This window comes from Kribbella sp. NPDC104740 (genome assembly GCF_055583505.1).
Genome location: NZ_JBVJNV010000001.1, coordinates 700,851 through 713,275 on the forward strand (window position 1 = coordinate 700,851; position 12,425 = coordinate 713,275).

The 12,425-nt window shown below is 71.2% G+C and carries 10 protein-coding genes; 5 read left to right on the forward strand and 5 right to left on the reverse strand.

Features of this window, described 5'->3' with window-relative positions; translation table 11 throughout:
* Positions 1–19 precede the first annotated feature (19 nt).
* Positions 20–1,045, forward strand: a complete 1,026-nt coding sequence (locus ACZ6Z4_RS03365; protein WP_465557646.1) for an iron-siderophore ABC transporter substrate-binding protein — start codon at positions 20–22, stop codon at positions 1,043–1,045.
* A 374-nt stretch (positions 1,046–1,419) separates the two neighbouring features.
* Here the strand turns inward: ACZ6Z4_RS03365 and ACZ6Z4_RS03370 are convergent, their stop codons facing one another.
* Entirely contained in the window at positions 1,420–1,983 is a 564-nt protein-coding gene (locus ACZ6Z4_RS03370; protein WP_465557648.1) for a copper chaperone PCu(A)C domain-containing protein, read from the reverse strand.
* A gap of 251 nt (positions 1,984–2,234) precedes the next feature.
* On the opposite strand from ACZ6Z4_RS03370, the gene ACZ6Z4_RS03375 reads away from it, so the two are divergent.
* Genes ACZ6Z4_RS03375 through ispF form a run of 3 tightly spaced genes read left to right on the forward strand, consistent with a single transcriptional unit; the run spans position 2,235 to position 3,943 of the window.
* The gene (locus ACZ6Z4_RS03375; RefSeq protein ID WP_012918679.1) at positions 2,235–2,720 is read left to right on the forward strand and encodes a CarD family transcriptional regulator; all 486 of its coding nucleotides are present in this window, start codon (positions 2,235–2,237) and stop codon (positions 2,718–2,720) included.
* Positions 2,721–2,780: 60 nt separating this feature from the next.
* Positions 2,781–3,476 carry a 2-C-methyl-D-erythritol 4-phosphate cytidylyltransferase gene (gene ispD, locus ACZ6Z4_RS03380; RefSeq protein WP_465557650.1) on the forward strand — a complete coding sequence of 232 codons (696 nt, stop codon included), beginning with the start codon at positions 2,781–2,783 and terminating at the stop codon, positions 3,474–3,476.
* On the forward strand, positions 3,473–3,943 hold the full coding sequence (ispF, locus tag ACZ6Z4_RS03385) for a 2-C-methyl-D-erythritol 2,4-cyclodiphosphate synthase (RefSeq protein WP_465557652.1): 471 nt from the start codon (positions 3,473–3,475) through the stop codon (positions 3,941–3,943). The genes ispD and ispF overlap by 4 nt, the downstream gene beginning before the upstream one ends.
* A gap of 15 nt (positions 3,944–3,958) precedes the next feature.
* Here the strand turns inward: ispF and ACZ6Z4_RS03390 are convergent, their stop codons facing one another.
* Positions 3,959–4,909, reverse strand: coding sequence for a nitrilase family protein (locus tag ACZ6Z4_RS03390; protein WP_465557654.1), 951 nt, complete (start codon positions 4,907–4,909; stop codon positions 3,959–3,961).
* A gap of 90 nt (positions 4,910–4,999) precedes the next feature.
* Between ACZ6Z4_RS03390 and ACZ6Z4_RS03395 the strand changes: the two genes are divergently transcribed.
* A complete protein-coding gene (locus tag ACZ6Z4_RS03395) occupies positions 5,000–5,878 on the forward strand; it encodes a LysR family transcriptional regulator (RefSeq protein ID WP_465557657.1) in 879 nt (292 codons plus the stop codon).
* A gap of 1 nt (position 5,879) precedes the next feature.
* On the opposite strand, the gene ACZ6Z4_RS03400 is transcribed toward ACZ6Z4_RS03395, so the two are convergent.
* Genes ACZ6Z4_RS03400 through ACZ6Z4_RS03410 form a run of 3 tightly spaced genes read right to left on the reverse strand, consistent with a single transcriptional unit; the run spans position 5,880 to position 12,374 of the window.
* Positions 5,880–7,241 (reverse strand): M1 family metallopeptidase, encoded by a 1,362-nt coding sequence (locus tag ACZ6Z4_RS03400; protein ID WP_465557659.1) that lies wholly within the window; start codon positions 7,239–7,241, stop codon positions 5,880–5,882.
* Positions 7,241–11,149, reverse strand: a complete 3,909-nt coding sequence (locus ACZ6Z4_RS03405; RefSeq protein ID WP_465557661.1) for a Pls/PosA family non-ribosomal peptide synthetase — start codon at positions 11,147–11,149, stop codon at positions 7,241–7,243. The genes ACZ6Z4_RS03400 and ACZ6Z4_RS03405 overlap by 1 nt, the downstream gene beginning before the upstream one ends.
* Before the next feature lie 58 nt (positions 11,150–11,207).
* Positions 11,208–12,374, reverse strand: a complete 1,167-nt coding sequence (locus ACZ6Z4_RS03410; RefSeq protein WP_465557663.1) for a neutral zinc metallopeptidase — start codon at positions 12,372–12,374, stop codon at positions 11,208–11,210.
* Between the last annotated feature and the right edge of the window lie 51 nt (positions 12,375–12,425).

A 12,425-nucleotide genomic window follows, 5' to 3' on the forward strand; every position in this document is an offset into this window, starting at 1 on the left:
CCGACTGAGGAGTTGTGCCATGGCGTGGTCCCGTCGTTCCCGCTCGCCCCGGGGAGTCCTGCTCGCGGTCGCCGCGGTGCTGGCCACGACGACGCTGGCGGCGTGCGGAGGTGCCGCCGGTGACCAGGACGCGCCGGCCGCCGACGCCGGTTCCGGCTTCCCGGTGACGCTGAAGAACACCTTCGGCGAGACCACCATCAAGGCGAAGCCGCAGCGGATCGTGACGCTCGGCTGGAACGCCCAGGACGTCGTGTACGCGCTCGGCGAGACGCCGGTCGGGATGCCGAAGGTGACCTACGGGCCGACGAAGGACGGCGTCACCGCCTGGGACGCCGACGAGTTCGACGCGTCGAAGACGACGTTGCTCGACGCAACCGACAGTTACCCGTACGAGAAGATCGCCGCGCTGAAGCCGGACGTGATCCTGGCGCCGTACGAGGGCTTCGACGAGACGGTCTACAAGACGCTGTCGGGGATCGCGCCGACCGTCGCGTACCCGGGCGCGCCCTGGCAGACCACGTGGCAGGACCAGACCACGCTGATCGGCCAGGCGCTCGGGAAGGCCGCCGAGGCCGACCGGTTGATTGCCGGGATCAAGGACCGGGTCGCGAAGGTGGCCTCGGAACACCCCGAGTTCAAGGGCAAGACGATCGCGGTCGGGTCGTTCGGGGCCGACAACTACGTGTACATGCCGGGGGATCCGCGGGTGCAGATCCTGAACGAGATGGGCTTCGTGAACGCGCCCGGCGTGCAGAAGCTGGAGCAGACGAACGCGAAGAAGGAGTTCGCGCTGACGATCAGCAAGGAGAAGGTCGCCGACGTCGACGCCGATGTGCTGGTCGCGTACGTCGACGGGCTGACGGCGGCGAAGTTCGCGGCCGACCCGGTCTACGCGGCGCTTCCCTCGGTGCGCAAGGGCAGCGCGTACGTGCTGGAGGACCAGCAGGTGATCTCCGGGATGAGCTCGGTCAGCGTGCTGTCCGTGCCCTGGGTGATCGACCGGATCGTCCCCGGTCTGGCGAAGGCGGCCGCCGCCGCGAACTGAGCTCCGCGCGGGCCGCTCGCACAGGACCGAGCCCGCCGGAGGTCCCCCACGGCAGCGACCGATCCGCCGCCCGGAGGGACCACACCCGTACGGCGCCCCTGGGCCACAGGACGCCGTACGCCGAACGGGCCGCCCCGCGCCGGGACGGCCCGTTCGCGCGCTTGTCAGCCGATCACCTGGTCGAAAGTGTGACCGCCGCGCCTCACCCGACTTGTAGGTGGTGGGCCGGCACATTCCTGTGCACCGTCGGCGAGCTGATCCAGAACCAGCTCCGCACGGGCCTGGCCCTCAAGTGGTGCGCGACCGCGTCCTGCCACGAAAGCCGACGGGCCGCCTCCGGTGATTCGGAGGCGGCCCGTACGGCGTACTGCCGGTCAGCCGTGGCTCTCCTCCGCCGCGTCGTCGCGCGGGGTGGGGGTGAAGTGGTCGGTGGTGAGCACCGGGACGTGCGCGGTGATCGGGGCCGCCTTGGCGAAGGTCAGCGTCAGCGTGATCATCGCGCCGGGCTTGCCGCCGGTGACGGTGAACGGCTTGCCGGTGGACGGCGGCAGGGTGAGCGACGCGCCCGGGGCCAGCGTCATCGGGCGGACGTTGCCGACCGTGACGGTGGCCGGCGGCTCGGCCGGCTCGGTGCCCTCCTCGGCCTGCGGCGGCGCGGCGGCCGGCTCGGAGGCGATCGAGACCAGGGTGTCGTCGGTCTTGCCCGTGTTCACGACCGCGGCGTGCAGCTCGCCGGCGCCGTCCTCGGCGGCCAGCACCATCAGGTTGCGGACGGCGATCGAGCCCGACGACGCGTTGGTGCCCTCGGCGGGCTGGTACGGCTTCATGGTCTGCGCGTTGAAGTTCGCGCCGCAGGCCGCCAGTGCGAGGCTGAGCGTGACGGTGGCGCCGGCCGCGGCTGCGCGGCGGATCGCCGACGGGGGCAACGTGATGGGCACTGGAATCCCTCTCCTGCAAGCTGTGGACGCCGTCAGGCTGCGGCCTCCGGCGCAGCAAAGCGTAGCGACCGGGCGCCCGCGGCCCGACGGCGGCTCCACCTTCGGGCGGTGTCCCGGGCAACCAAATCCCGCGCGCGAGGCATGCCGGACAGCGTTTGTCAAGGCGGGAACAGGGCTCTGACCAGCGCAAACGCCCCGGCCGGACCAGCGACTGCGTGGTAGTATTGGTCTCGGAAAGGGGCACGTGACATATGACTTTCACAGTCGGCGAGACGGTTGTTTACCCCAATCACGGTGCGGCCGTCATCGAGGACATCGAGACCCGTCAGATCAAAGGTGAGGACAAGACCTACCTGGTCTTGAGGATCGTCGCTCAGAACGACCTGGTCGTCCGGGTCCCCGCGTGCAACCTCGATCTCGTCGGCGTGCGTGACGTCGTGGATCAGGCTGGTCTGGAGCGCGTCTTCGACGTGCTGCGGGCGCCGCACACGGAGGAGCCGACCAACTGGTCGCGACGTTACAAGGCGAACCTGGAGAAGCTGCACTCCGGTGACGTGATGAAGGTGGCAGAGGTCGTCCGCGACCTGTGGCGCCGTGAGCGTGACCGCGGTCTGTCCGCGGGTGAGAAGCGGATGCTGGCGAAGGCACGTCAGATCCTCGTCTCCGAGCTGGCCCTGGCCGAGCACACCAACGAGGACAAGGCGGAAGCCATCCTCGACGAGGTCCTCGCTTCCTGACCCACTCCAGGTCAGAACCGATCCGGATCCCGTGACCGTACCGCCCTGCGTGGGCTCGCGATGAGCACCGCGGCAATCATCCCGGCGGCCGGTCTCGGGTTGCGGCTCGGTGGTGAGGCACCGAAGGCGTTACGAGAGGTCGGTGGCGAATCGCTGCTGGTCCACGCGGTGCGTGGACTGTTCGCAGCGACCGCCGCCGGCCTCTCGTGCTTTGTCGTCGCGGTCCCGCCGGGGACCGAGGAGTTCGTGACCAAGCTGCTCGACCCGTACGTCGGTGCCGCCGACCTGCGGATCGTCGCGGGCGGTGCCGAGCGCACCGACTCGGTGAAAGCCGCGCTCGAGCTGGTCCCGGTCGACGGGATCGACTGCGTGCTCGTGCACGACGCGGCCCGGTCGTTCGTCCCGGTCGCGGTGATCGAGCGCGTCGTCAACGCTGTCCGGGGTGGTGCTCCGGCCGTCGTCCCGGTGATCCCGGTGACCGACACGATCAAGCGGGTCGGGCCGTCCGGTGAGGTGGTCGAGACGCCGGACCGGTCGGCGCTGGTCGCCGTCCAGACGCCGCAGGGCTTCGACCCGGAGTTGTTGCGCAGGGCCCATTCCGGCGGCGGTGCCGGGGCGACCGACGACGCGATGCTGTGCGAGCGGCTCGGCGTCACCGTGCAGACCGTCGAGGGGTCCGAGGACGCGTTCAAGGTGACCAGGCCGCGCGATCTGCTGCTGGCCGAGTGGATTCTGGCGGAGAGGCAGCAACAGTGAGACCACCACGGGTCGGCACCGGGATCGACGTGCACCCCCTGGAGGCCGGCCGTGAGATGTGGCTCGCCGGGCTGCACTGGCCCGAGGAGACCTCGGGGCCGTCCGGGCACTCCGACGGCGACGTGGCCGCGCACGCGGTCTGCGACGCGTTGTTGTCCGCGGCCCGCATCGGTGACCTCGGCTCCAACTTCGGTACGTCGGAGCCCGAGTGGGCCGGCGCGTCCGGGGCGACGCTGCTGGCCGAGGCCGCGCGCCGGGTGCGTGCCGCCGGCTACGAGATCGGCAACGTCGCCGTGCAGGTGGTCTGCAACCGGCCGCGGTTCGCTGCCCGCCGGGAAGAGGCGGAGAAGGCGATGAGCGCGGCGATCGACGCCGAGGTGTCGGTGAGTGCGACGACGACGGACGGGCTGGGCCTGACGGGCCGCGGCGAGGGCATCGCCGCGATCGCCACCGCCATCATCTTCTGAGCGACCGCTGCGGCGTCACCCTTCGGTGCGGCCGAACCTGACCTCCCTGATCCCCAGCTCGTCGCCGCGAGGTTCGGTGAGCAGGCCGTAGAGCTCCGGGCGCCGCCCGCGCAGCCAGCGGCGGCCGGTCGACGTCGGCACCAGCTCCAGGTCGAGGTCGGCGACCACCACCGCCTCGTCGGCGACCGGCGTCTCGGCGACGATCCGCCCGTACGGGTCGATGATCATCGCGTTCCCGGTCCGCACCTCGTCGTCGTCGCGGCCGACCCCGTTGCTGAACAGCACGAACATCCCGTTGTCGTGCGCCCGCGCCGGCAGCCAGCGCATCAGCCAGCCGCGCCCGCTCGGCCCGTTGAACGCGGCCTCGACCGCCGCCGGGTCCTCGGCGCGGTGCTCCCAGACCGCGAGCGGGACCGGCTTCATCCCGTACGGGCTGACCGAGTTCGTCCCGCCGGTCTGGTGCGGCGCGATCAGGACCGTTGCCCCGAGCAAGGCGGTGGCGCGGACGTTCTCGACCAGGTTGTTGTCCCAGCAGATCAGCACGCCGACCGTTGCCCACGGCGTCTCGAACACGGTGTAGCTGTCCCCGCTCGAGATCGCCTCGTGCTCGAACGCGTGCAGCTTGCGGTGCACGTGGACCGAGCCGTCCGGCAGGCACACGGCGTACGCGTTGAAGAGCCGGCCCCCGTCGGACTCCAGGAAGCCGACGCCGATCCCCGCGCCGAGCTCACCCGCCAGCGCGCGGACGGCCGACACCAGCGGACCGGTCCGCGGCTCGGCCAGCTCGTGCAGCCGTACGGCGCTGTGCCGGCGCAGATGCCAGTAGCCGAGCAGGCGGAGCTCGGGGAACACCACCAGCTCGGCACCGTTGTCCACAGCCTCCTCGGCCAGACGCCGGACTGTGGACAAGTTGGCGTCCGGAGCGTCCGGGACGGCCTCGAACTGGACGACGGCAACACGCGGCATCGGCTTCTCCTCAGGGCTGGAAGTCCAGGATTCCGCCGGATCGAGCATGCCGTCCAATGATATCCACAGGTTTATCCATATCCTGTGGTTATGGAACTGCGGCTGCTCCGGACCTTCGCCACGGTGGCGCGGACCGGCAACGTGAGCGCTGCAGCGAGTGAGCTGGCAACTAGTCAGCCGGCCGTCACCAAACAGCTGCAGTTGCTCGAGCGCCGCGTCGGCGCGACGTTGTTCGTCCGCGGTCGCCAGGGCGCCCGGCTGACGACGGCCGGGGAGGCGTTGTTGCCGGACGCCCTCGATCTGCTCGCCCGGGCCGACGCCTTCGAGCGGCGGGCGGTGTCGGTCGCGGCCGGGGCGGACGGGACGCTGGCGGTCGGGTTCGGCCTGTCCGGCATCCAGGTCGCACCGCAGGCGGTCGCGTTGTTCCGCCGCCGGCATCCAGGCGTCGAGGTCTCGTTGGAGGACATGTCGTCAGCGGTGCAGTGCGAGCGGCTGCTCGGCGGAACCCTGCAGGTCGGCTTCGTCCGGCTGCCCGCACCGGAGGGGATCAGCGTCCGCCGCCTCCGTCAGGACCGGCTGGCGCTCGCGGTCCCGGCCAAGTCCACAGCCAAGCCGCCGTCGACGGCGGCCGAGTTCGGCGCCTGGCTCGACGAGCGGCCGATCGTCAGCCTGCGATCAGCCCGCGGCCCGGGCCTCGTCACCCAGATCAACCGCCTGTACGACGAGCTCGGCTGCCGCCCGCGCGTGCTGCAGGAGGCCGACGACCTGCAGACCGTCCTGGCGCTCGTCGCCGCCGGGGTCGGCGCTGCCGTCGTACCGGTGAGTGCTGCGGCGATCAGCCCGCAGGCCGTCGACCTGATCCCGATCCCCGGCAAGGCCGCGAGCTGGTGGATCGGTGTCGCGTGGGTCGAGCGGTCGGTCCTGCTGGAACGCTTCGTGGCTGCAGCCGTCGCTGCGGCCAGGCCGTGAGTCAGCGCCGCCGGCGAGGGGCCTTGGGCAACGGTGGCAGCTCGGCCTCGTCCAGCCACGCAGCGAAGAGCTCCCGCACGGAGTCGGGGTCAGGAGCAACCGACACGGCCAGCGAGATGAAGTCCTCGGTCGTGACCGAGCCGTGCCGGTACGTCCGGGTCCACGTCCGCAGCAGGTCGAAGAACGTCTCGTCACCGAGCTGCAACCGCAGCACGTGCAGGGTGATCGCACCGCGCTTGTAGAGCCGGTCGTCGAACATCAGGTCCGGCCCGGGGTCCGACAGCACCAGCTCCTGGTCGAGCCCGGACAGCCTGCTGTGAGCCCGCGAGGCCTGCTGGTTGGCCGACAGCCCACCGGACTCCTCCGACCACAGCCACTCGGCGTAGCAGGCGAAGCCCTCGTTCAGCCAGATGTGCTGCCACGTCGCGGGAGTCAGGCTGTTGCCGAACCACTGGTGGGCCAGCTCGTGCGCCACCAGCCGCTCCGACCCGCGCCGGCCGTCCACATGGTTGCTGCCGAACACGGAGATGCCCTGCGCCTCCAGCGGGATCTCCAGCGGGTCGTCGGTCACCACCACCGTGTACGCCGTGAACGGGTACGGCCCGAAGAGCGCGCAGAACACCTTCATCATGTCCTGCTGCCGGCCGAAGTCGGTGCGGAAGTCCTTGATCAGCGCCTGCGGCAGCGCCGCCCGCTGGGTGACCGGTGACGCCGCCAGCTCCAGTACGTCGTACCGGCCGATCTGGATGGTCGCCAGGTACGTCGCCATCGGCGCTGCCTGGTCGTAGACCCAGCTGGTCCGGCTGGCCTTCGTACGCCGGGACACCAGCCGTCCGTTCGCCACCACGTGGTACGGCGAGTCGGTGGTGACGGTGATCCGGTAGTGCGCCTTGTCGCCGGGGTGGTCGTTGCAGGGGAACCAGGTGGCGGCGCCGCTGGGCTGGCTGGCCACGATGACGCCCTCGGTCAGCTCCTCCCAGCCGAGCTCGCCCCACGGGCTGTCGGCCGGTGCCGGGTTCCCGGAGTACTGGACGTCGACGACGAACTCCGCGCCGTCGGGGATCACCGCGGCGGGCGTGACGTGCAGCTTGCCGGACCGGTGCGCGTAGCGGGCCGCGCGGCGGCCGTTGACCAGCACCTTGGCCACCCGCAGGCCGACCAGGTCCAGCGACAGCCGCGACAGCGCGTGCGTCGCCACGGCAGTGATGGTGGCCTTGCCGGTCAGGCGGTTGCTGCTGACCCGGTAGTCGAGGTCGAGCTCGTAGTGCTCGACGGAGTAGCCGCCGTTGCCGTGCGAGGGGACGTACGGGTCACCTGCCGTGTCCGCGCCCTGCTCACCCCGGCTCTGTGCGCCGGCGACCATCAACCCTGCCAGGGTGCGATCGGGTTGCCGGCCCAGCGGGTCCCGGCCGGGACGCTCTCGCCGCGCATCACCAGCGAGACCGGGCCGACGGTGGCGCCCGCACCGACCGATGCGGCCGGCAGCACGATCCCGTGCGGTCCGAGCGTCGATCCCGGGGCGAAGGTGACGGTACTCATGGACATCACCCTGTCATGGAACAGATGCGTCTGGAGCACGCACCCGCGATTCACCGTGGCACCGTCGCCGAGCGTGATCAGATCGGCCTCCGGCAACCAGTACGTCTCGCACCAGACGCCCTTGCCGATCTTCGCGCCGAGCGTGCGCAGCCAGAGCGCCAGCACCGGCGTACCGGCGGCGGCGTTGGCGAACCAGGGTGCGGCGACGAGCTCGACGAAGCTGTCGACGACCTCGTTGCGCCAGACGAACGAGCTCCACAGCGGGTACTCGACGGCGCGGGTCCGGCCGACGATCACCCACTTGGCGACCGTCGCCATCCCGCCCGCGACCGCGCCCGCGGCCAGGATCACCGCGCCGGACAGCAGCAGCGTCCACCACGGCCCGATCCAGACGTCCAGCGCCTGCAGGGCGAACAGCACACCGAGCGCGATCAGCACCGTGCACATCATCGGGACGAACCGGCACAGCTCGACCAGCGCCCGCGCCACCTTCAACCGGTACGGCGGGTTGAAGGTCCGGCTCTGGTCGCCCGCGACGGCCTGCCGGCGCAGCTTCACCGGCGGGCTGCCGAGCCACGACGTACCGGCCTTGGACTTCTTCGGAGCGGCCGACAGGACGGCGACCAGCCCGTTCTTCGGCACCGAGCGGCCCGGCGCGGTCATCCCCGAGTTGCCCAGGAAGGCGCGCTTGCCGACCTTCGCGCCGGCCACGTGCAGCCAGCCGCCGCCCAGCTCGTACGACGCGATCATCGTGTCGTCGGCGAGGAAGGCGCCGTCACCGACGGTGGTCATCTTCGGCAGCAGCAGCACGGTCGACGCCTCGACGTCGCGGCCGATCTTCGCGCCGAGCGCGCGCAGCCACCACGGCGTCAGCAGGCTCGCGTACAGCGGGAAGAGCAGCGTCCGGGCCGAGTCGAGCAGCCGCTCGGTCGCCCACACCTGCCAGCCGATCCGGCTGCGCACCGGGTAGTGCCCCGGCTTGATCCCGAGCCCGAGCACCCGGACGCCGATCAGCGTCAGCACCGCCAGCGTCACGAAACCGACCAGTGTCATCAGCGGCACCGCGGCCAGCGCCTTCAGCGCGGCGTCGCCGAGCGACTCGGTGCCCTGGATGTAGTTCCCCAGTACGACGATCGCGGCAACGGCGGCGGCGACCGGGAGCAGCGACATCAGCGCCGAGGCAGCGCCGTACGCGAGCACCCACCAGGGTGCGCGGGCCGGGCGCTCCTCGGGCCACGGGCGCCGGGCGCGACCGATCCGGCTGGCGGGGGAGCCGGACCAGCGCTCGTTCGCCGGGACCTTGCCGGAGACCGCGGACCCGGCGGCGATCTCGGCGCCGCGGCCGATCTCCGCACCGGGCAGCAGCGTGCTGCGGGAGCCGATCACTGCTTCGGCACCGACCTGGACGGCGCCGACGTGCAGCTGGTCGCCGTCGATCCAGTACCCGGACAGGTCGACCTCGGGCTCGATCGAGGCGCCGCGGCCCATCGTCAGCAGCCCGGTCACCGGTGGCAGCGTGTGCAGGTCGACGCCGCGGCCGATCTTCGCGCCGAGCGCGCGGGCGTAGTACGCGATCCAGGGTGCGCCGGCCAGGTTCGCGGCACCGGCGGCATCGGCCAGGTTCTCCGCGGCCCAGAGGCGGACGTGCACGTTGCCGCCGCGTGGGTAGACGCCTGGCTTCAGGCCGCGGAGCAGGATGCGGGCGCCGACGACCGCGATGCCCATCCGGCCGGCCGGGGTGATCAGCAGCAGCCAGCCGACGAGGATCCACCACCAGGACACGGTGCGCATCCAGGGGTGGTCGCCGGCGGTCAGCGCGAGCACGTTGTTCAGCGTGAACAGGTAGACCAGCCAGCGCGCGCCGACGACGGTCTGCAGGATCAGGGTCAGCGCCGTCTGCAGCAGCTGCGTGCCCGGCGGCGTCGGCCTGATCTCACGGACCTCCACCGGCTCGTACGTCGCGGTCGACGAGTCCAGCCGGTCGGCCAGCGCGCCGAGCCGCGGGTACTCGTAGATGTCGCCGACGGTGATCTCGGCGTACCGCTCGCGCAGGGCCGAGACGAGCTGGGCCGCGGCGAGGCTGCCGCCGCCGTGCAGGAAGAAGTCGTTGTCCGGGCCGGTGACCTTGGCGCCGAGCACCGCCGTCCACCGCTCGGCCAGCCAGCCCGCCGTACCGTCGAGCTCGGCGGCCGGGCCGTCGCTGTCCATACCGGGCAACGGCCAGGGGAGCGCGTTGCGGTCGACCTTGCCGGACGTCCGCGTCGGGAGGGTGTCGGTGATCGCGAGCAGCGGGACCAGCGCGGCCGGCAGCGCCTCGCGCAGGCGTTCCGAGGCGGCCTTCTGGTCGAACGACTCGTCCGCGACCACGTAGCCGACCAGCAGTTGGTTGCCTCCGGCATTGGTCCGTACGGCGGCAGCCGCGCCCGAGACACCCGGCAGTGCCTGCAGCGCGGCGTCGACCTCGCCCAGCTCGATCCGGCGGCCGCCGAGCTTGATCTGCTCGTCGGCGCGGCCCTGGAAGATCAGGCCGGCCTCGTCCTTGCGGACCAGGTCGCCGCTGCGGTACGCGCGCTCCCAGCCCAGCGACGGCATCGGCGCGAACTTCTCGGCGTCCTTGGCCGGGTCCAGGTACCGGGCCAGGCCGACGCCGCCGATGATCAGCTCGCCGATCTCGCCCTCGGCCACTTCGTTGCCCTGGGCATCGACAACGGCAAGGTCCCAGCCGTCCAGCGGCAGGCCGATCCGGACCGGACCCTCACCGGTCAGCGGTGCACCGCACGCGACCACGGTCGCCTCGGTCGGGCCGTAGGTGTTCCACACCTCGCGGCCGTCGATCGCCAGCCGCTCGGCCAGCTCGGGCGGGCAGGCCTCACCGCCGAAGATCAGCAGCCGTACGGCGTCCAGCGCGTCCGCGGGCCAGAGCGCGGCCAGCGTCGGGACGGTCGAGACGACGGTGATGCCCTGCGCGACCAGCCACGGGCCGAGGTCCATACCGCTGCGGACCAGCGAACGCGGCGCGGGCACCAGGCAGGCGCCGTACCGCCAGGCGAGCCACATCTCCTCGCAGGACGCGTCGAACGCGACCGAGAGGCCGGCCAGCACGCGGTCGTCGGAACCGATCGGCTCCTTCTGCAGGAACATCCGGGCCTCGGCGTCGACGAAGGCCGCCGCCGAGCGGTGCGTGACGGCGACGCCTTTCGGGACGCCGGTCGAGCCGGAGGTGAAGATGATCCAGGCGTCGTCGTCGGGCGTCGGCCCGTCGGTCGCCGGAACCGGCCCACCGGTCTCACCAGGCTGATCCATCCGCGCGGAGTACGGGAAGTCGTAGTACCCGTCCTCGTCCGGACCGCCCGCGCGCTTGCTGGTGATCTCCAAGCCGTCGGTGACGATCGCCGCGACCGCCGCCTCGCCGAAGACCAGTTCGGCGCGCTCCTCGGGGTCGTCCGCGTCCACCGGCACGTACGCCGCCCCGGCCTGCAGCGTGCCCAGGATCGCGACGTACAGGTCGTTGTGCCCGGACGAGATCCGGACGCCGACCCGGTCGCCCGGCCCGACTCCGAGCGCCGTCAGCCGGGCCGCGAACCGGCTCACCTCGGCCAGCAGTTCGCGGTAGCTCAGGCTGACGTGCGAGTCGTCCAGCGCGGGATCGTCGGGGTACCGCGCGGCCGTCTCGTGCAGGATGTCCACCAGGGTGCGCTCGGGTGGCGCACTGTCCCCCCGTCGCAACGTCACGGGCCGGATGATACTGCGATCTGTTGAACGACGAATTAACCTCGCGCCACGCGCGTGGCTACTTCACCAGGCTCGCGGGCGCCGCGAACGTGTTGCAGGCCTTGGTCTCGCCGATGTTGTAGCCGTTCATGATCCAGAAGCCCTGGGTGCTGGCCAGTCCGTGGGTGCGCTCGTCGGCGGGCGTGTCCTCGGACTCGCCGAAGCTGTGACTGGCCTGGAACTCGAACTCCTTCATGCGTTTGCTGAACGGGTAGCTCTTCTCCACGGCCCGGCTGAACACCCCGCCCAGGCAGGACGCCTGCACCTCGTTGCGGCGCGAGCTCTCCAGCTTCTGGCTCGGGTGGTCCTGCAGGTAGTAGGCCCGCGCGTAGAACAGCTCGGTGACACCCTGGATGTGGTGGCCGTACTCGTGCGCGATGGTCATCAGGTACGCCAGGTCCTCCTTGGGCCCGAACGCCTTGTTCATCTGCAGCACGTCGGTGTACATCACCTGGTTGCCGTAGCAGTAGAAGGCGAGCACCCGGCCGGACAGCGGCTTGAACTGACCGCACGGCGTGTTCACCGGCTTGTCGAACACGACCAGGCCCGGGTCCGGCTTGTTCACGCCGATCTTGTTCAGTGCCGGGCGCCAGGCGTCGTTCAGGCACTTGAAGAGCTTCTGGTAGTAGACCTTCTGCGCCGCCAGGCTGCCGTCGCCGAGCTTCTCGGCCGGGCAGTCCACCTCACCGAGGCCGCCGGCGGTGTAGAGCGTGCTGTTGACCAGGTAGTCCTCGGCGGTGCCCTTGTCCGGCTTGGTGGTCGCGGTGGGGACGATCGACGGGCCGCTGTTCTCCGGGATCGCGGTGGTGTCGGAGCCGCCGGTCAGGACCGAGCCGACGACCGCGAGGGTGACGCCGATGAAGGCGAGCGCGAAGATCCCGAGCACGATGTACCGCGCGGCACTGGGCCGCCGCCGCTGCGGCTGGAAGCCGTTGAAGTGGTTCGGTCCGCCGTAGTACGGCTGCTGGTACTGCGGGTACTGACCGGGCTGCTGGTACTGGCCCTGCTGCGGGTACTGACCCTGCGGGTACTGGCCTTGCTGGTACTGCGGCTGCTGCCACTGCTGCGGAGGCTGCTGCTGCCACTGGCCCGGCTGCGGCGGAGGCAGCACACCAGGCGGCGGGGCAGGCGGGCGGTAGCCCTGCGGCCGGTCCTGGGGGCGGTTGTGGTCGTACGGGTTGCTCACTGGACGCAGGTCCCCTTCTGTGCCGGTGGCAGGTCGTAGCGGGTTCGCTGG

Bases quoted from the DNA above. Each gene is read 5' to 3' on its own strand.
- ACZ6Z4_RS03365 (WP_465557646.1), top strand. From the start codon at position 20: ATGGCGTGGTCCCGTCGTTCCCGCTCGCCCCGGGGAGTCCTGCTCGCG.
- ACZ6Z4_RS03375 (WP_012918679.1), top strand. From the start codon at position 2,235: ATGACTTTCACAGTCGGCGAGACGGTTGTTTACCCCAATCACGGTGCG.
- ispD (WP_465557650.1), top strand. From the start codon at position 2,781: ATGAGCACCGCGGCAATCATCCCGGCGGCCGGTCTCGGGTTGCGGCTC.
- ACZ6Z4_RS03390 (WP_465557654.1), bottom strand. From the start codon at position 4,909: ATGCCGCGTGTTGCCGTCGTCCAGTTCGAGGCCGTCCCGGACGCTCCG.
- ACZ6Z4_RS03395 (WP_465557657.1), top strand. From the start codon at position 5,000: ATGGAACTGCGGCTGCTCCGGACCTTCGCCACGGTGGCGCGGACCGGC.
- ACZ6Z4_RS03400 (WP_465557659.1), bottom strand. From the start codon at position 7,241: ATGGTCGCCGGCGCACAGAGCCGGGGTGAGCAGGGCGCGGACACGGCA.